Source organism: Microcoleus asticus IPMA8 (genome assembly GCF_013179805.1).
GTDB classification, from domain to species: Bacteria; Cyanobacteriota; Cyanobacteriia; order Cyanobacteriales; family Microcoleaceae; genus Microcoleus; species Microcoleus asticus.
In genome coordinates, this window is sequence record NZ_SRRZ01000074.1 from 17,579 (window position 1) to 35,705 (window position 18,127).

The window sequence follows — 18,127 nt, forward strand, 5'->3', positions numbered from 1 at the left end:
TTTAAAGCCGTTAATACTATAATACTATCATCGCCAATCTGTAGCTCCCAATAGCTGCGACATCTATTCAAACTCCACAAATTTAAAAGCTATGTGCCAATTACTGGGAATGAACTGCAATGTTCCAACAGATATTTGCTTTTCTTTTGAGGGTTTTTCTGCAAGAGGTGGCAGAACAGACGTTCATCAAGACGGTTGGGGAATTGCTTTCTTTGAAGGTTTGGGATGTCGCCTTTTTATAGACTCTAAACCTGCGATTGCTTCTCCGGTTGCTGAAGTAGTGCGTCGCTATCCCATTCATTCAACTAACGTCATTGCTCACATCCGCAAAGCTACCCAAGGCGAAATTGCTCTCGAAAACTGCCACCCTTTTATTCGGGAACTTTGGGGGCGCTATTGGGTGTTCGCTCACAATGGAAATCTCGAAAATTTTAATCCCGAATGTGCCGGAGTTTACAAACCTGTTGGCAAAACTGACAGCGAAAAAGCTTTTTGTTTGATATTAGAAAAGCTGCGAAAAAGTTTCCCTCTAAATAAGCCTAGCGTGACGGATATTTACCCGGTACTGAACGAAATCACTAAAACTTTGGCAGACTACGGAATTTTTAATTATTTACTTTCTGATGGAGAACACTTGTTCGCACATTGTTCTACTAATCTGCATTATATTGTGCGACAAGCACCTTTTGCTAGCGCGCACTCGATCGACGAAGATGTAACAGTCGATTTCCGGGAGCTGACCAAAGAGGACGATCGCGTGGCTGTTATTGCCACTTTTCCGCTGACTGATAACGAAGTTTGGACGCAAATTCAATCGGGAGAATTGCTGGTATTTCAGGATGGTTGCCCGGTCAATTTTTAACCGCTGGAGTTAAGTTAAATGACCCCTACGAAGCGGCTGCAAAATCTGTGTATTGCCGCATTCCCGGTTCGTGAAATTCTAACACGATATCTTTCTTGGGAACTCCTGCTTTTATTAAATCCGTTGGGCAATCCTACTTAAAATATTAATCGATCGCCCGTTTGTGACAATCTAAGTAATTCCTCTCCTCATATTACCGAAGAATGCAAATTATCCTAGAAGTCCCCGAGATCCTCGGCGAAAAACTACAACAATTGGGCGATCGTCTCCCGGAAGCACTCGATCGCGCACTTGGTGAACTCACCGCCACAGAAACCATCCCCTACCAAGACGAACTCCAGATTGTGGAACTGCTTGCGAGTCAACCTACCCCAGAAGTCATCCTCGCCATCCGCCCCAAGCCTGCATTGCAAGCCCGCATGAGCGAACTGCTCGATCGCCATAAATATGGTATGCTCGAGCGATCGGAAGAAGTCGAACTCGATCGATACTTGCTCCTAGAACATTGGGTGCGTTTAGCCAAAGCTCATGCTTATAAACACTTACAGACAGCAGCATGAGTTCCGAAATGGCACTACCCGTCTTTCTAAAAGCTGTTTTCTTGCTTTTTCAGTAAGCCCTAATTATAATCAAAGTGTCAATGTCGATTGTAAAGAGTAGATTCAACCATTTTACAGGAAAATTTTCAGCACGTAGATAAAGGATTCGATCGATTTATTGGGGAGATATCAACGGGAATATATCGGGGAAACCCTGATTTAAAACTGTTGTTAATTTCGGAACAATGATATTGCATACTGCAACAAATAAAAGTATGAAAGCATTTATAAGTCATAGCAGTGTAGATAAACTATTTGTCGAGCGTCTGGCAACAGATTTACGCACCCGCGAAGGAATTGATGCTTGGTTAGACAAATGGGAAATTCTCCCTGGTGACAGAATACCTGAGAAACTTGAAGAAGGTCTTTCTAGTTCAGGCATTCTTATCCTGGTACTGTCACCGGAAAGCGTCAACTCTCAGTGGGTTAGCTACGAGAAGGACGCATGGTTGACTGCGCAAGTAAACGAGGAAGTAGCCGCTAGAAACGAGTCGCGGACCCCCAACCGCCGCCTGATACCCGTCCTTTATAAAGACTGTGAAAAGCCATTTTTTCTCAAATCTTTTTTACACGTAAGCATAAACGACCAAAACTATGAGCATGGTTTTCAAGAACTTGTCAGAGGTATTCGGGGTGAGTCTGGCAAGCCACCTCTCAAGGGTGAGACTACGGCTACACCTGTTTCTCCATTACCTGAAGGACAATTTGACTCCGGTGTTGCGCCGAGAATACTAGCTTTTAATCTGCTCAAAAGCCTCTTAGAATCGCAGTTTTACGAAGTTATTTTCCGCTACAAGGTAGATGAATCTCAACTACCAACGAATGTGGCACAAGTGCAAAAGGCTAAAGATGTTATTAAATTGGCGAGTCAAAAAGAAGGAGAGTCTCTTTCAGGATTGCTAGATGCTATTTATCAAACTGCTCCACATTTAAAGGGATAATGTGAATGGCTAATCGAAAAGAGATAGAGCTACTGGACCGTCTCAAGGGTCTTAGTCCCGCTCAATTTGAGGAAGTGCTGTTTCATCTAGATATCGATCCTTCGATGATTCCCAGCCCTTGTGCAGAGCAAAGCCTTAGAGCTATCAGAGTCATCCAAAGGCTCGATCAAAAGCAGGATGGACTCGTTCGCCTAGAAGAAATACTTGCTGAACCCGCAATCTCAATCGTTGGCGAGCAATATATCGGATATGAGATTGAAGTTCGAGTAAGGCAAATTGTCAGCGATTACACCCAGCAGCCATTTGAGGGACGCGAAGAAGAAAAGCGTCAACTAGATGAATTTTTGACAAACAATTCTAGTGGCGTGTTGTTGATAACGGCTGCTGCTGGCTTTGGGAAATCAGCTCTATTATCTCACTGGCAAAAGACGCGACAGGATGATTTTTTTATTGCCTATCACTGTTTTAGCTACCGTTACGAGAAGACGCGATCGGTTTCTGAAGCCTATCGCCATCTGCTGAAGCAACTTTATTATTATCACAAGATTAAGAATGGGCAGTTTCCTAATGATGAGAATGGGATGCGGGATATTCTTGTGGGGATGCTGCGCGAACCTGTTTCGGAAGATGGTAAACGCCTGGTGATAGTTTTAGACGGTTTGGATGAAGCAGACAAAACTTTTGAGCCGTTTTTTATCTCTCTACCTGCTGGTGTATTTGTCATTGCTTCAGCACGAGCCGAGGAAGGTGAGGAACCACAATATCTGCGTACCTGGACAGACAACGCCCAGAGATTGTCTCTTAAGCGGTTGCCCCGCGAGGCAATTCCCAAATGGCTAGAGAAAATCAGCGAGTTAGCTACTTATTCACAAGATGATGATTTTGTTAAAAGTATGGATGAGACAACTCGTGGATTCCCGCTTTACCTCCGTTATCTTATTGATGATTTGAGACAGGCGGCAATAAAGCGTCAGGATGTGCAAGCGGTACTTAAAGATAGTCCAAAAGGGTTTAAAGGTTATGTGAAAGAACAATTTCAACTATTTGCCAAAGTAGAGATAAAACGGCAACGGGAAGTGCAAGAATTGTTCGCCTTACTGTCAGTAGCGCTGGGATCGCTATCAAAGAACGATATTCAGGATTTAACCAGTCTGACTGAATGGGAGTTGGTAAATTTACCCTGGCAGGCAACGCGCTGGTTCACTATTCAAACAGGTATCTACAACTTTGCTCACCCATTACTAGCCCACGAGTTTCGGGATGTGCTATGCCGTGAGGCTTCCTCGGCTCAAAACAAGTTAATAGAATACTGCGCTAAATGGCAGAAACACCATAGTGCTTATGCGTTGCGGCATTACGCAGAACATTTAAGCGAGGCAAAGCGCTGGGAAGAGTTGTATAAACTCGCACGAGATGAAGAATTTGCATCTGCCCAATGGCAACAATTACTTGATGAACCCAATCTATCTTTAAAAACTGTGCAAACTGCTTTGCTGGGTGCTGCTGAGGAAGACAACCCAGAGATAATGGCTGAGTTTTTGCTGGTACACGCACATAGATTGGATCGGACTCTAGAATCACCACTAGATGCCTTGCGAAAAGGCAGTTTAGAAAGAGCATGGAGACTGGCAGATCGATTGGAAATTGAACGCTGCATCCTGTGGTATCTGCTGCTGACGTGGGAGTTGAATGATGAGGGCAAATTAGAGCAAGCACGGGAGACTTTGGATAGATTGCAGCAGAATAATTTGCCACGTTTTCAAATAGGGGCCACCCATTGGCAAGGTGATTATGCTGCTTATCTTCTAGCCCATATTTTTGAAGTAAATGAGGAAGCCTGTATTGCTTTGCAGCAGAGGCTTTTTCAACATATGACTCGCTACCGACTTTGCGAAATTCTCATCAATCGCGAAAAAATTCAAACGGCGCTGAAAATTGCAGAAGGAATTATTTTAGAAATTAAGAAGTGGTATCCATTACGAAATATATTAAAAGCGCAAATAGAGAAAGGAAATACTCAAGAAACAAAATCTATCTTGGCAAAATCCCTTGAGATTACTAGGAAAACCTTTCCGAGGCAGTTTTGGCTATGGGGGATGGGTGATGTAGCTAAAGCACAAATGGAAGTGGGACAGATGGAGGAAGCAAAAGCGACCTTTGCCGAAGCTATTGAAACTGCTGAGAATTTAAAGGCAAAGGCTCGAACGAATATCTGGATTGCGATCGCAAATTTACAGGCAGATGTAGGATTATTTTTCGATGCCCGCGAAACGCTGCAACGTATTGATATGCAAGCTGCGGATGCACCTTCCTGGATATCTCTTGCCGAGGTACAAGCAAAAATTGGGGATAAAGAACAGGCAATAACTTCACTGAGTCAAGCGAAACAATTAGCCAGAAATAATGAGGACAAAAACTCCTTTTATCAATATCTTAATACCATAGCCAGCAAGCAGCGACAAATGGGTCGATTGGCAGAGGCGAATGAGACTATTAAAGAACTTGCAAGTCTTCAACCTTTTAACCAACCGCAAGATCCGGCTGAAATATTTGAAAAAATTCAAGAAGATCGAGACTCAGCACTGTTGAAAACCGTGCAAGAACAGTTTGCAGCAGGACAATTGGAGGAAGCACTTAAAACTAGCAGTGACATTCAAGAACAAAGTACACAAGAGGATGCTGCGGTAGGAATAGCCGAAGCATACGCTCATGCTAAAAACTTTAGTAAAGCGATCGAGATGGCTAATGAACTATTCAATCAAGTCAAAAAGGTTGAACTTCTACAGTCGATCGCTATAATACAGCTACAAGCTGGCCTAGTCCAAGAATCACGAGATACATTGGCAATGGGAATCCAAATTTCCTTCGGTTCAGAGCTTTCATATCAACAAGCTTTGGCTTTAATAAATTTGGCAGATTTGCTTATAGAAAATCATCACAACGAGCCAGGTATAGATTATGCTAATGATGTCTATAAAATTTCCAGTCAAATTCATAATTTGAAAGACAGAGTAAATATTCTAGCCTTATTAGGAGAACTATACACTAAAGCAGGTCAAAGAAATAATGCAATAGATATCTTCACTGAGGCGATTGAGATTATACAGACGGTTGAAAAGCAAAATTCTCCCAATTCTGTTAAGGTGTCTGTTGTTAAACTGTTTGCAACAATAGGTAGATGCCAGGCAAGAGCAAGAGAGTTTAATGGTGCTTTAGAGACAGTACAAAAAATTAAAATTATTGGTTTTAAAGCCCAGGTACTTAAAACACTAGCACAGGTACACCCAGATGCAGAACAAAAGGAAATATTAAAGACAGCCCTCGCGACTATTTATGAAGATGCTTTCAGTTCTTTTAGTTTGGTATTTGACCATTTAGCGACAACTCTAAGTTCCATAGCAGTGGCTCAAATGGCACTTGGAGAGAGAGAAGTAGCATTAGCTATTTTTTCTGAAGCCCTTGAGATAGTCCAAGAGGAGACAACCCAAGCAATCAAGACAAATCCAGACTCACTTCTATCAAGAATAGCAGCAGACCAAGCAGAGGCAGGAGAGATTACTCTTGCCCTGGAAAATGTTAACAAAATTGACGATAGATTGGAACAAGTAATAACCCTCTATAATATTGCTGCATTTCAATGGAATAAAGGAGACAAAGAAGAGATATTGAATACACTTAATGCTGCTATTAAAGCCCAAGAAAAAATTACAGATGAATACAAGCAACTTCAAGCAATTGATCTGATTGCTTACATACAGGCAATGGCAGGACAAGTGGAACAGGCATTGCGTACAGCAGAAAAAAAATTAACTAACCGTCATCAACTATTGTGCAACATTGCTACTATCCTTGTCCAAATTAAAGACAAAGATAACTTCAAAAAGCTGTTAATTTCCTGTGCTTACTCCTCCGATACTGCCTATAAAATGTGTACTCTTCTAGCGATTCTGTATCCTGAAAATGCAGAATCTGTCGCTGAGAAAGTAAAAAAAATATCTTGAATTAAATCGATAAAATAGTAAATCTATAAAAGGAATAAATCAATGCCAAAACAAGACCCAGCCAAATTAAAAAAAGTATCTGTCAACCTTCCCTTCGGCATTGGTGGTGCAGAATGGGAAGCTGATGTAACCGAACGAAAGGCAGCATGGGCGCTTTACGTGGAACTGGTAACTCGCATTACTGTAGAATCGCTTCAATCCGACCAAGGACTGTTGCGGGAAGCTCTAAATTCGCTCTACAAAATGTTTGAGATTACACGTCAAATCCTCAGAGAAGCTGGCCCTGATGTAGGCATATCATATAACTCAGTTGGCGGAATTGCTATTGCTGTACTCAATCAAGGTTTGCGTCCATTTCTATCTAATTGGCATCCGTTATTACAAGCATGGGAGGCGCAGCGTCCCCCCAATACTAGCCCTAAAGAACATGAAAAAAACTGGTTACAGGAGCCTCAGTTGCGCCAACAATTGCGGTTACTTAGTGAAGAATTAGATGAATATGTTAAAGCTTTGGCACAAATTGTAGGAGTAAAAAAATAATTTTTTCGATTTCTTGAAATTTATTATCTGGTGTTCTCAATCATTCTTCCGTACAGACTCACACTGCACATCTTTTTAGAAAAGAATGTTTCTGATCTTAAAATATCCGATCTGGCAAGCTGAATAATCGCATTTACTCAAATATTCAAAAGGATGCCATTCATTTTTGCTGATTGCTTCAAAGTAAGAACCATCTTGCTGTGCAATGTCCGGCTTTGTATCGCTGACATCAGCATAGTACATATAGCAAATTTCGTTCGTTTGAGTGCCAACAATATATTTACCTAAGGGCAAAACCTGAACTGAAAACCCCGATTCTTCATATACCTCTCTGATTGCTGCTTTCTCTGGTGACTCACCTGTCTCTATCCCCCCTGTAATAGGGCAAGGATAGAGCTTGAGTTCTTCATTTATATCAGAGCTATCTATACACAGAGGCTGCTGTCTAATCAGGACTTCATATTCTATTTCTCTTCTAGCAACATTGCTTTTTCTCACTAAGAATATAGCCACTGAGTCTTTTCCTTTTCTTTCTAAGTAATGAAATCCCCTGGCAGTTTGCTTCACAGTAATCCAATTGGTCGTAAAAATATTTTTTTCGTGGCTCATTTTACTGATTCCAAACTTACCTAAAACAGCAGAAGTCCCGCGCCTAACCGATATAGTACCGCGATCGAAAGCTTTAACGAGGAATAGGTAATTGGCGGCTGTAACAGCCATTACCCATTCCTCATTTTAAACCCTAGCTGCCGCCAATTCGGGCGACATCGCGAGCATTTTCTTCAAATGCAGCCGTCAGCGCATCATCACCGCTTAAACCCGATGCGATCGCCCTTTCAATAGCCTGCAACACCCGCTTATAATCCCTCGGCATCACCTTCACAAACACCGGCACCATCTCATCCCACGCCGCCAGAACCTTCGATGCCTTCGCACTTCCAGTCAAATCAACGTGAGTTTGAATTAACTGCCGCAAATCGCTAATCTCCTCAACATCCTCGAGTTTTTCCAACTCCACCATCGACATATTGCAGCGAGTAGCAAAATCCCCCGCCTCATCCAAAATGTAAGCAACACCGCCACTCATACCCGCTGCAAAATTGCGCCCGGTTTGGCCCAAAACCACAACTTTGCCGCCAGTCATGTACTCGCAACCGTGATCGCCCACACCTTCAACTACTGCATTAACGCCGGAGTTACGCACCCCAAAACGTTCGCCCGCAATCCCTCGGATGAAAACCTCGCCGGCTGTCGCGCCGTAAAGCACTACGTTACCGACAATCACGTTTTCTTCCGCGACAAAGGTAGAAGCTGGCGACGGATACAAGATAATCTTGCCGCCGCTGAGCCCCTTGCCCAAATAGTCGTTAGCTTCGCCTTCGAGCTCCAGGGTGACACCCTTGGGCACAAAAGCCCCAAAGCTTTGCCCGGCGCTGCCTTGGAAGTGCAGGTGCACCGTGTCATCCGGCAAACCTTCCCAGTTGCGTTTGGTGATTTCGTTGCCGAGAATTGTGCCGACAACGCGGTTGACATTGGTAATCGGCAGCTTGGCGTGGACTTTTTCGCCGTTTTCGATCGCACCTTTGCACAAATCCAACAACACAGTCATATCCAGGGACTTTTCCAAACCGTGATCCTGCGCCATCTGACAATAGCGCCCGACATCCGCGCCAACCTCCGGCTGATAAAGGATTTTCGAGAAATCCAAACCCTTAGCCTTCCAGTGTTCCACAGCTTGTTTCGCTTCCAAAACATCAGTCCGCCCCACCATTTCATTCAGCGTGCGGAAGCCCAACTGCGCCATAATTTCCCGGACTTCCTGCGCCACGAAGGTCATAAAGTTTACCGTATGATCGGGGTCGCCGGTAAAGTTTTTCCGCAGCAGCGGGTCTTGAGTCGCCACGCCCACCGGGCAAGTGTTCTGGTGGCAAACGCGCATCATGATGCAGCCCAATGTCACCAGCGGCGCGGTCGCAAAACCGAATTCCTCAGCGCCAAGGAGTGCAGCAATTACTACATCGCGGCCGGTTTTCATTTGACCGTCAGTTTCCACGACAATCCGGCTGCGGAGATTGTTGAGTACCAAAGTCTGGTGAGTTTCCGCCAGTCCCAATTCCCAAGGTAAACCGGCGTGTTTGATCGAAGTCTGCGGCGAAGCGCCGGTTCCGCCGTCGTAGCCGGAAATCAACACGACATCGGCGTGGGCTTTTGCAACCCCTGCCGCGATCGTCCCGACTCCAACTTCCGACACCAGTTTCACGCTAATCCGCGCTTCCCGGTTGGAATTTTTCAAGTCGTGAATCAATTCGGCCAAATCTTCGATCGAATAAATGTCGTGGTGAGGAGGAGGCGAAATCAAACCCACACCCGGAGTCGAGTTCCGCACCTTGGCAATCCACGGGTATACTTTTTTACCCGGCAACTGTCCGCCTTCACCGGGTTTCGCGCCTTGCGCCATCTTGATTTGCAGTTCCCGCGCTTGGGAAAGGTACAAGCTGGTAACGCCGAAACGCCCGGAAGCAACTTGTTTGATCGCGCTGTTTTTCGAGTCGCCGCGATCGTTCGTCCAAGTGTAGCGTTCCGAGTCTTCCCCGCCTTCACCGGTGTTCGATTTGCCACCAATGCGGTTCATGGCGATCGCCAGAGATTCGTGGGCTTCTTTAGAAATCGAACCGTAACTCATCGCCCCAGTTTTAAAGCGTTTGAGAATAGATTCGATCGGTTCAACTTCCTCAATCGGTATCGATTCCCGCTGCTTGAATTGCAACAAACCGCGCAAGGTAAAATGCTGCTGGTTTTGTTCGTTAACCAGCCCAGAATACTGTTTGAAAAGCGTATAACTGCCCTCGCGCACCGACTTTTGCAGCGCGTGAATTGTCTGCGGACTAAACAAATGTGCCTCGCCTTCTTTCCGCCACTGATATTCGCCGCCGACATCGAGAGTATGTCCGCTGGATGGGCGGTCTGGGAATGCGTGAGTATGGCGCAAAATTGCTTCTTGGGCGAGGACTTCGAGGTCTACCCCTTCAATCCGCGAGGCTGTCCAAGCAAAGTATTTATCGACTACGGATTTGTTTAAGCCGATCGCCTCAAAAATCTGCGCGCCGCGATAACTTTGAATTGTGGAAATCCCAATTTTCGAGGCAACTTTCGTCACGCCTTTAGTTGCGGCTTTGACGTAGTTTTTGCAAGCTGTTTTGTACTCGACATTTAGCAGCAATCCTTCGCGGATCGAATCGGCGATCGTCTCAAAAGCCAAATACGGATTAATCGCGCCGCAACCGTATCCAATAAGTGTTGCAAAGTGATGCACTTCCCTCGGTTCGCCGGATTCGAGCACGAGTCCCGCCCGCGTGCGCGTACCTTTACGGATCAAGTGGTGGTGCAGGCCCGCAACTGCCAGCAGCGCCGGAATTGGGGCTTTGTCTGGACTGATGCCCCGATCGCTCAAAATGATGATATTCACCCCTGAGGCGATCGCGCTGTCTGCTGCTGCAAAAACCTCTTCTAAGGCTTGTTCAAGACCTTTTACCCCGCTTTTGGGGTCAAACAAAATCGGTAGCGTAATCGACCGGAAATTGCCCTCATTTACGTGTTTGAGCTTAGCTAATTCTTCATTGCTGAGAATGGGCGTTTTCAGTTCAATCAAATGACAGCTTTCGGGTTCTGGTTTGAGCAAATTGCGTTCAGCGCCGATCGTAGTTTCGGCAGAAGTTACAATTTCTTCGCGGATAGAATCAATTGGCGGATTGGTAACTTGAGCAAACAACTGCTGGAAGTATTCGTAAAGCAGTTTTGGGCGGTTGGAAAGCACCGCCAGCGGCGTATCCGCACCCATCGCGCCGACAGCTTCCACGCCATCTTTCGCCATCGGCGCTAACAGCAACCGCAGTTCTTCAAAGGTGTAGCCGAAAGCCATTTGGCGCTGGATCAATGTTTCGGGGTGGGATTCTGGCAATGCCGGCGCATCTTTCAGTTTGGTGATTTCGACCATGTGCTGGTCTATCCACTCGCGGTACGGGTGTTCTGTGGCGATTTTGGTCTTAATTTCTTCGTCAGAGACGATGCGGCCTTCCTCGGTATTTACCAGGAACATCCGCCCCGGTTGCAAGCGGCCGTTGGATGCAATTCGTTCTGGGGCGATCGGCAAAACTCCGGCTTCCGATGCCATAATTACCAAGTCGTCTTTGGTAACGCAGTAGCGGGAAGGGCGCAAACCGTTGCGGTCGAGCACGGCCCCGATCGAAGTACCGTCGGTAAATGCGATAGAAGCTGGGCCGTCCCAAGGTTCCATCAAGCAAGAATGGTATTCGTAGAAAGCCTTTTTATCGTCACTCATGGACTCGTGGGCCGTCCAAGGTTCGGGAATCATCATCATTACAGCGTGCGGCAAAGAACGCCCAGCCAAAGTCAGCAATTCCAAAGCATTGTCAAAAATCGTCGAGTCGCTACCTTCGATATTGATTAAATTCGGGATTTTCTTTAAGTCATCGCCGAACAACTCCGACTCGAACAGCGATTGCCGCGCGTGCATCCAGTTAATGTTGCCGCGCATCGTGTTAATTTCGCCGTTGTGGGCGATGTAGCGGTAAGGGTGCGATCGTTCCCAGCTCGGAAAAGTATTGGTGCTGAAGCGCGAGTGAACCAGGGCTAGAGCGCTTTCCATGTCGGGGTCGTGCAGTTCGGGATAGTAATCCCCCACTTGCACGGGCATTAACATACCCTTGTAGACGATCGTCCGGCACGAGAGTGTGGAATTATACCAGTAGGGGTCTGTGTTAGTCCTGCGGATGGCATTGTGAGCGCGCTTGCGGATGACGTACAGTTTCCGCTCGAAGGCAGCCTCGTCGATACCTGCGGCGCGCCGCAGGAACACTTGCTGCATGAAGGGTTCGCTAGATTTGGCGGTTTCGCCGAGGGACGAGTTGTCCGTGGGAACATCTCGCCAGCCGAGCACTTCCTGGCCTTCTTCTGCCGCGATTTCCTCAAAAATGCGTTGACCGTTTTCCCGTTCAGTTCGATTTGGCGACGAGTAAATCGCGCCGACGCCGTACTCGCCGGCTTCGGGAAGTTCGATGTTTAGGGCCGCGGTTACTTTCTTGAGAAACTTGTGGGGCACCTGCATCAAAATGCCCGCCCCGTCTCCGGTGTTGGGTTCGCAGCCGCACGCGCCCCGGTGGTCGAGGTTCAAGAGGATTGTCAGTGCCTGCTCGACAATTTCGTGGGATTTGTTACCCTTCATGTGTACGATAAATCCGACTCCGCAAGCGTCGTGCTCGAACTGCGGATCGTATAGGCCTTGTTTTGCTGGCAGTTCGTTGCTGTTCATTTTGATGTTTTCCTAAAAGTGACGAAAAAATTGCGATCGGCAGAGTACCAAGCTTTTTATTGTACCTAATCTGTATTTTCTAATCATGTCTGCTTGTAACTTTTAAGCTTAAGAAAATTGTTATATCTCAGTAGTCATGATTCATTAGCCATGAGTCATTAGTCATTAGTCAGAAGAAAAATCTCTTCCTCTCCCCCTCCCTCACACTCTTTCTCTCCCCCAGTCTCCCAGTCTCCCAGTCTCCCAGTCTCCCAGTCTCTCGTTCTCCCTGTCTCCCCGTTAAGCTTATTTAAAGCACAGGCCTTTGAGAATGAAGATTTGATGTAGATTGGGGCGATCGCAAATACGGGGTTACAACTGCTGTGATGATTTTGCTATGGTGGTCAAGGTGGGTCGATCGAGCAGAGCAGACAAAAGTGCAAAACTCTACAGTCCGCTAACCAGTCCGCGCGATCGGACTTCGGTTTTAAGGATAAATTAGCTAATATCACAATCCAACGTTGTTTACCACAGGATTCAGCAAGCAATCCTCAAGGAGTGAAAATCATGGTACAGATTCAAGAAATTTCTCAAGTATCTACTCTGCACGCACCTGCTGCACCCAACGGAATAGCCGCTACAGAATTGCGGCCTTGGGGTTCATTTACAACTTTAGAAGAAGGCCCAGGATATAAAATTAAGCGGATCGAAGTTAAGTCCGGACACCGCCTCAGCCTGCAAATGCACCACCACCGCAGCGAACACTGGATCGTGGTTTCTGGTACTGCAAAGGTTACTTGCGGCGAAACAGAAATTGTTCTGTTTACCAATCAGTCTACCTACGTTCCTCAGTGCACTTCTCACCGCCTGGAAAATCCGGGAGTTATCCCCCTGATTTTAATTGAGGTGCAGAATGGCGAATATCTCGGAGAAGATGATATTATCCGCTTTCAAGACGATTATGCTCGTAATGAAAAGGCTAAGTAACTCAAGTTGCTAAATATATAGCGGTAAGGTGCGCTGCGGCGCACCCTACATTCTCCGGGTAAGGTGCAGGGCTAGGCGCACTCTAAATTCTCAAAACTCAACACTACTCCCAAATTATTACCAATTACCAATTACCAATTACTCATAATGATTCATCTGAGCAAAACAGCAGCAACAGAAGTAACGCGCCTCAAGTCGAAGCATCCGAACCCCAATGCTTTATTTCGTGTGGGCGTGGAATCGAGCGGCTGCTCGGGTTTGTCTTATACAATGGCATTTGACGATGCGCCAGCCCCAGAAGACGCTGTATGCGAGTCGGAGGGAATTTCCGTTGCGATCGACCCCCAGCACTTAAAATATCTTAATGACCTCACCTTGGATTATTCAGAAGACTTGATGGGCGGAGGTTTTCGATTTCACAATCCCAATGCCGCCCAAAGCTGTAGCTGCGGCAACTCCTTTTCTGCCAAGGAATAATCAATACTATCGCACTCAAAGACTTAGAAAAAGTCCAAAAAACCTTTAAATAAGCCGAGACTATCAATATCGACGCCTGCTCAGAATTAGGAATTGACGGCAATGGAGATATACACCATGGAAGGCAGAGCACTTACACAACTCGATGAGTTAATAATGCTGGAAGCAGAAGGAAACGCCTGGGTGCGGGTGGGAGCAAAACATGGGTACGAGTTTACATCACAAGAAGCCGTCAATAAGCATCAAGAAATTATCCAAGAACATATCGCGACTATGGCAGCGAAACTGAAGCGGGTGATATAGCAATCCTATTTAATTCGCGAACAGGCCTCACCAAAAGCTGGTTTGCAGTCTGGATTAAAGTCCTCTTTTAAAGCTTTTAATCAAGCTGGCGTACCCAGAATAGTCCACTGCATTAACTGCTGCCATTCTGGAGATTGAGCTAACAAATCTGCATCCAATTCATTGCCCGCATCCTGCGAAAATTCGGCGAAACATTCCACCCAATTAATTACTGTTTCCACAGGTAAATAAGGCGTATAATTCCAAGAACGCTGCAAAAACTCTACCATCTCAACAGAATGACCAGTGCGGTGCAAATACCAAGCAATCCAAACTAAGGTACTGTACTTGATTTGCTTTTCCAACAAACGTATTTTATCCGGCAACTCGGGGCGGGAAAAAAAATTGTCCATGACTGCAGCGAGGGATTTAGCCTGGGGTAAGCCTTTGTACATGGCGCTTTGTTCGTGCTGGCGGTAGCAAACAGTTACTTGCTGCAGCCACTCTGCTTCGCATCCCATTAAGGCTAAACGCAGCACTAAATCTGTATCTTCTGCCGGGGGAAATCGAGGGTCAAATCCCCCGGCGCGCTCTAACCAATGCCGGCGAAATACCATCGCGCTGGGTAATACTGGTTTCCATCTGAGCCACATTTCTAAGTCTAATTTAGGGACGTTTTGCCAGGGCTTGACATCTTTTAGCGGTTCGCCTTTACTGTTGACTAAACGCCAGCCGCTGTGGACTATTCCTAGATGTGGCTTCGCTGCAAATACAGCCATTTGTGCGGCTAATTTGTCGGGAAAAAAGTAGTCATCTGCATCTAGAAATGCGATGAATTCTCCTCGCGCTAGTTCGATGCCGCGATTTCTGGCCATCGAAACTCCTTGATTTTGTTGGTAAATGTAGCGAATTCGATCGCCATATTTCTCTAAAACTAAATTGGTTTCGTCTCGGGAGCCGTCGTCTACTACAATAATTTCCCAGTCAGCAATTGTTTGGTGCAGCACGCTATCTACTGCTTGGCCGACGTAAGCAGCGCAGTTGTAAGCCGGAATCACCACGCTTACCTGTGGGGTTCGGTCGCTCATAATTAATATCTAGTATGATGGATTATACCATTTTAAATTTTATATTTTAGTAGGGTGCCCCCGAGGCTGACGCACCCGATAAGCGATGCTTTTTGAGTATAATTAGGGTTCAAGAATTTGCCAAGGTAAATTGGTGCGAGTTCAATATATCAGGGCGGCGAATTGCTAAAGGGTGGCGATCGCCTTTTACCTTCAAATACTTGTCAGCTATTTGCAAAACCTGTTCTGGATCGGCCGGCTTGCTCAAAAAATCGGAAGCGCCTGTAAATTTCGCTCGCGTGCGGTCAATTATACTATCTTTACCGGTCAAAAACACGATCGGAGTTTCCCGAAAAGCCGGTGTCTTCCGCAAAAAATTGCACAAAGCAAAGCCGCTTGTCTTGGGCATCACCACGTCCATAAAAATTAAAGCAGGCTTGTGTTTGGCCAGAATGCCCACTCCCTGCATCGGGTCTTGAATTTTTAGGACTCGATACCCCTCCGGCAATAAAATTTGCTCTAAAAATTCGCATACTGTCGGACTGTCATCGACACAGGCAATCAAAGGGCGACCCGGTTGGGCGATCGCCGCGGCAAGGCGCCACTGTTCTATAGGTGACGGCAAGTCTGGTACTGTTCGGAAATTTACTAAACCTTGCTTCATGTAATTAACTAAAGCGCGAGTTGCCACTGTCACGCACTGCTTTTTCTTAAATGCAATATCCCAAAGAGTATTCTCGCCGTTAAATACGTTAGCCAAAGCGATCAAAGAATTAGAACTAAATCGATTTTCCTGCAACTTGGCCGACGCTTTTAAAAGCGGTGCTTGTTCTGGATCTACCAGCCACAAACCCATTTCTTTCCACTTCTGCCAAATTTGTTGTGTAGAGCACATAATCTTCTCTACTTCCGTCAAAGACAGCAGTAAAGAAGAGGTAATTGTAGAAAAATATTTTTGGGACGGACGCCACTCCCGGCGCAAACCCGATTGACCCATCAGAGCAAAGAACACTTCGGAAAGGCTGGTGTGGACGATCGCCTTTGCTTGTTCCAGACTCATTTCGCTGGCTGCTACCCCTCGCTGAAGCAGTTGATATTCCCAGAGTTCTCCAGCATCGAGGTCTCTGAGATCCACTTGAAAGTTTCGACAGTGTTGCCCGATCGCCCTGTACCAGCGCCTCGATCTGTGCGTTCCTCCTGTGGCATAAACCAAACAACCCTGAAAAAAGTAAAGTTGCCACTGTTGTTCCCCTTGTTCTAACAACAATTTCCCCGTTGCTTGTTTCTGGCTGAGTACAGCCAGAGTATGGGACAACATTTTGTATCCGATTGCGGTAGCAGACATATCAACTCGCATCCCCTGTACTCTGTTTGTACCATTATATCGCTGCCCAGTTGTGAAATATAACAGTAATATTACTGAATTTGGGTCAATAAAAACAACTAATCCTGCGAATTTACCCCCCTCAGGGAGTGATTCCCCTCAGGAGTTTTAGCTATGAAGATGCAGCGCCTATTTGCACTATTAACTAACAAAAAAAATACTGCTTATGACTAATAACTAATTCCCCTCGCTATCTTTCGGAGGTACTGGATCGTAACCCCCTGGATGAAAAGGATGACAGCGCAAAATCCGCTTAACCGCCATCGAGCCGCCGCGGCCCGCCCCAAATCTTTCTATTGCTTCGATCGCGTATTGCGAACAACTTGGTTGAAATCTACAGGCGTTAGGCAGGTAAGGAGAAATCCCCATTTTGTAGCCTCGGATTAATCCGATTAGCAATATTTTCACAATTTTTACCTCAGCGATTGATTAGATTAATAGCAAAATCTCGTTCTGTACGGCTGTAAACTAGGTGAATCGAGGGCATTCCCAGCGGTTAGAATTCCGCCAACTTTTCCATTACCAATTATACCTATTTTCATTTTTTTTAGATAACTAAAGCACAATTTGAGGAGATAATATGGTACTTGTCTCTGAGTTAGCTACTTGACCGATACCTAAAAATTTACCGTCTCGATCGTAAACCTGCAAGGGATAGGGAGGTTGGAGTATTGGGTTGTGGAGGGGATTGTTGCTAGTTTCCTCCTCTCCCCCGATCGGCGTTTCGGGAATCGGGAGGCGCTGACCTTGAAACCAGCGTTTGGTATATTCAGGGGAAAGGACGATCGCGCCTAAATGTCCCAAAACCGCCGATGGCAAAATCGGGCAGAATTTATCCTCCTGCAATTGCAGTTCTAATTCTTCAAAACTTAGACTTTGGTCGATCGAAAAACCGCTACTTTCAGTGCGAGTCAAACGGGCTAAAGTACCGCCTGCATTCAACACAGCGCCCAAATCCCGCGCGATCGCCCGAACGTAAGTACCAGCCCCGCAGGCGATCGACAAATCCAATTCAGGAAAATCCCCCGGCCGCCAATCCAAGATTTCCAGCCGAAAAACCTCAACATTTCTAGCAGCAACCTCCACAGTTTCGCCTTTTCTTGCTAACTCATAAAGGCGTTTTCCTCCTACCTGAACCGCACTAAAACTAGGCGGAAATTGCTCGATTTTTCCTAGGAAATTTGGCAGTGCAGCTTGCACTTTTTCCAAACTCAACTCTGGCACCGATCGAGAATGGATAATTTCTCCTTCTAAATCGTCAGTAGCTGTAGTTAAGCCAAATCGAATCGTGCCTCGGTAAGCTTTATTGTGTTGGAGATATTGCAGCAGTCTGGTTGCTTTGCCGAGGGCGATCGGTAAAACGCCAGTCACAGCAGGATCGAGGGTTCCTCCGTGTCCAACTCGCTTGAGTTTCAATAGCCGGCGCACTCGCCCCACGCAGTCGTGAGAGGTCATGCCCGCAGGTTTGTTGAGATTGAGAAAACCGTCAGTAGTCATTAGGAAGAAGGAAGAAGGAAGAAGGAAGAAGGAAGAAGGAACAGGGAAGAAGGAAGAAGGAAGAAGGAACAGGGAAGAAGGAAGAAGGAAGAAGGAAGAAATAAGAAGAAAGAAGGAAGAAGGAAGAAGAAAGAAGGAACAGGGAAGAAATAAAATAACAATCAAAGGAAAAAAACTAATAA

The 18,127-nt window shown here is 46.0% G+C and carries 16 protein-coding genes; 9 read left to right on the forward strand and 7 right to left on the reverse strand.

The window, feature by feature from the left end:
- Positions 1–91: 91 nt before the first annotated feature.
- The gene (locus tag E5S67_RS19410; RefSeq protein WP_172189997.1) at positions 92–862 is read left to right on the forward strand and encodes a class II glutamine amidotransferase; all 771 of its coding nucleotides are present in this window, start codon (positions 92–94) and stop codon (positions 860–862) included.
- Between the two features lie 25 nt (positions 863–887).
- Here E5S67_RS19410 and E5S67_RS34490 read toward each other — a convergent pair whose 3' ends face one another.
- Positions 888–977: an element excision factor XisI family protein gene (locus E5S67_RS34490; protein ID WP_339382925.1), complete on the reverse strand. Its 90-nt coding sequence runs from the start codon at positions 975–977 to the stop codon at positions 888–890.
- A gap of 88 nt (positions 978–1,065) precedes the next feature.
- Here E5S67_RS34490 and E5S67_RS19420 point away from each other — a divergent pair, with 88 nt between their 5' ends.
- From E5S67_RS19420 to E5S67_RS19435, 4 genes are all read left to right on the forward strand, one after another.
- On the forward strand, positions 1,066–1,422 hold the full coding sequence (locus E5S67_RS19420) for a hypothetical protein (RefSeq protein WP_172189999.1): 357 nt from the start codon (positions 1,066–1,068) through the stop codon (positions 1,420–1,422).
- Positions 1,423–1,676: 254 nt separating this feature from the next.
- The gene (locus E5S67_RS19425) at positions 1,677–2,402 is read left to right on the forward strand and encodes a toll/interleukin-1 receptor domain-containing protein (RefSeq protein ID WP_172190001.1); all 726 of its coding nucleotides are present in this window, start codon (positions 1,677–1,679) and stop codon (positions 2,400–2,402) included.
- A gap of 5 nt (positions 2,403–2,407) precedes the next feature.
- Entirely contained in the window at positions 2,408–6,403 is a 3,996-nt protein-coding gene (locus tag E5S67_RS19430) for an ATP-binding protein (protein WP_172190003.1), read from the forward strand.
- A 42-nt stretch (positions 6,404–6,445) separates the two neighbouring features.
- Entirely contained in the window at positions 6,446–6,943 is a 498-nt protein-coding gene (locus tag E5S67_RS19435; protein ID WP_172190005.1) for a hypothetical protein, read from the forward strand.
- A gap of 75 nt (positions 6,944–7,018) precedes the next feature.
- Here the strand turns inward: E5S67_RS19435 and E5S67_RS19440 are convergent, their stop codons facing one another.
- Both E5S67_RS19440 and gltB read right to left on the reverse strand, forming a co-directional pair.
- Positions 7,019–7,663, reverse strand: coding sequence for an NUDIX hydrolase (locus tag E5S67_RS19440; protein WP_246276872.1), 645 nt, complete (start codon positions 7,661–7,663; stop codon positions 7,019–7,021).
- A gap of 22 nt (positions 7,664–7,685) precedes the next feature.
- The gene (gene gltB, locus E5S67_RS19445; protein ID WP_172190007.1) at positions 7,686–12,272 is read right to left on the reverse strand and encodes a glutamate synthase large subunit; all 4,587 of its coding nucleotides are present in this window, start codon (positions 12,270–12,272) and stop codon (positions 7,686–7,688) included.
- Between the two features lie 546 nt (positions 12,273–12,818).
- Between gltB and E5S67_RS19450 the strand changes: the two genes are divergently transcribed.
- The 3 genes from E5S67_RS19450 (at position 12,819) to E5S67_RS19460 (ending at position 14,018) form a co-directional block, all read left to right on the forward strand.
- On the forward strand, positions 12,819–13,238 hold the full coding sequence (locus tag E5S67_RS19450) for a phosphomannose isomerase type II C-terminal cupin domain (protein WP_172190009.1): 420 nt from the start codon (positions 12,819–12,821) through the stop codon (positions 13,236–13,238).
- A 147-nt stretch (positions 13,239–13,385) separates the two neighbouring features.
- Positions 13,386–13,715 carry a HesB/IscA family protein gene (locus tag E5S67_RS19455; RefSeq protein WP_172190011.1) on the forward strand — a complete coding sequence of 110 codons (330 nt, stop codon included), beginning with the start codon at positions 13,386–13,388 and terminating at the stop codon, positions 13,713–13,715.
- A 102-nt stretch (positions 13,716–13,817) separates the two neighbouring features.
- Positions 13,818–14,018 carry a hypothetical protein gene (locus E5S67_RS19460; protein ID WP_216670586.1) on the forward strand — a complete coding sequence of 67 codons (201 nt, stop codon included), beginning with the start codon at positions 13,818–13,820 and terminating at the stop codon, positions 14,016–14,018.
- 80 nt (positions 14,019–14,098) lie between these two features.
- Here E5S67_RS19460 and E5S67_RS19465 read toward each other — a convergent pair whose 3' ends face one another.
- The 4 genes from E5S67_RS19465 to truB form a co-directional block, all read right to left on the reverse strand.
- Entirely contained in the window at positions 14,099–15,085 is a 987-nt protein-coding gene (locus E5S67_RS19465) for a glycosyltransferase family 2 protein (RefSeq protein ID WP_172190015.1), read from the reverse strand.
- A gap of 109 nt (positions 15,086–15,194) precedes the next feature.
- Entirely contained in the window at positions 15,195–16,409 is a 1,215-nt protein-coding gene (locus tag E5S67_RS19470) for a response regulator (RefSeq protein WP_246276873.1), read from the reverse strand.
- Positions 16,410–16,625: 216 nt separating this feature from the next.
- Complete coding sequence (yidD, locus tag E5S67_RS19475) at positions 16,626–16,856, reverse strand: membrane protein insertion efficiency factor YidD (RefSeq protein WP_172190019.1); 231 nt, start codon at positions 16,854–16,856, stop codon at positions 16,626–16,628.
- Between the two features lie 147 nt (positions 16,857–17,003).
- The gene (gene truB, locus E5S67_RS19480) at positions 17,004–17,945 is read right to left on the reverse strand and encodes a tRNA pseudouridine(55) synthase TruB (protein WP_172190021.1); all 942 of its coding nucleotides are present in this window, start codon (positions 17,943–17,945) and stop codon (positions 17,004–17,006) included.
- Between truB and E5S67_RS19485 the strand changes: the two genes are divergently transcribed.
- The coding region (locus E5S67_RS19485) for a hypothetical protein (protein WP_216670588.1) at positions 17,902–18,127 on the forward strand (226 nt) is incomplete at its 3' end. The two genes, truB and E5S67_RS19485, sit on opposite strands and share 44 nt — an antisense overlap.

What these genes read in the sequence shown, in the direction of transcription:
- E5S67_RS19410 (WP_172189997.1), top strand. Translation starts at nt 92, where the DNA reads ATGTGCCAATTACTGGGAATGAACTGCAATGTTCCAACAGATATTTGC.
- E5S67_RS19420 (WP_172189999.1), top strand. Translation starts at nt 1,066, where the DNA reads ATGCAAATTATCCTAGAAGTCCCCGAGATCCTCGGCGAAAAACTACAA.
- E5S67_RS19425 (WP_172190001.1), top strand. Translation starts at nt 1,677, where the DNA reads ATGAAAGCATTTATAAGTCATAGCAGTGTAGATAAACTATTTGTCGAG.
- E5S67_RS19430 (WP_172190003.1), top strand. Translation starts at nt 2,408, where the DNA reads ATGGCTAATCGAAAAGAGATAGAGCTACTGGACCGTCTCAAGGGTCTT.
- E5S67_RS19435 (WP_172190005.1), top strand. Translation starts at nt 6,446, where the DNA reads ATGCCAAAACAAGACCCAGCCAAATTAAAAAAAGTATCTGTCAACCTT.
- E5S67_RS19440 (WP_246276872.1), bottom strand. Translation starts at nt 7,663, where the DNA reads ATGGCTGTTACAGCCGCCAATTACCTATTCCTCGTTAAAGCTTTCGAT.
- gltB (WP_172190007.1), bottom strand. Translation starts at nt 12,272, where the DNA reads ATGAACAGCAACGAACTGCCAGCAAAACAAGGCCTATACGATCCGCAG.
- E5S67_RS19450 (WP_172190009.1), top strand. Translation starts at nt 12,819, where the DNA reads ATGGTACAGATTCAAGAAATTTCTCAAGTATCTACTCTGCACGCACCT.
- E5S67_RS19455 (WP_172190011.1), top strand. Translation starts at nt 13,386, where the DNA reads ATGATTCATCTGAGCAAAACAGCAGCAACAGAAGTAACGCGCCTCAAG.
- E5S67_RS19460 (WP_216670586.1), top strand. Translation starts at nt 13,818, where the DNA reads ATGGAGATATACACCATGGAAGGCAGAGCACTTACACAACTCGATGAG.
- E5S67_RS19465 (WP_172190015.1), bottom strand. Translation starts at nt 15,085, where the DNA reads ATGAGCGACCGAACCCCACAGGTAAGCGTGGTGATTCCGGCTTACAAC.
- E5S67_RS19470 (WP_246276873.1), bottom strand. Translation starts at nt 16,409, where the DNA reads ATGTCTGCTACCGCAATCGGATACAAAATGTTGTCCCATACTCTGGCT.
- truB (WP_172190021.1), bottom strand. Translation starts at nt 17,945, where the DNA reads ATGACTACTGACGGTTTTCTCAATCTCAACAAACCTGCGGGCATGACC.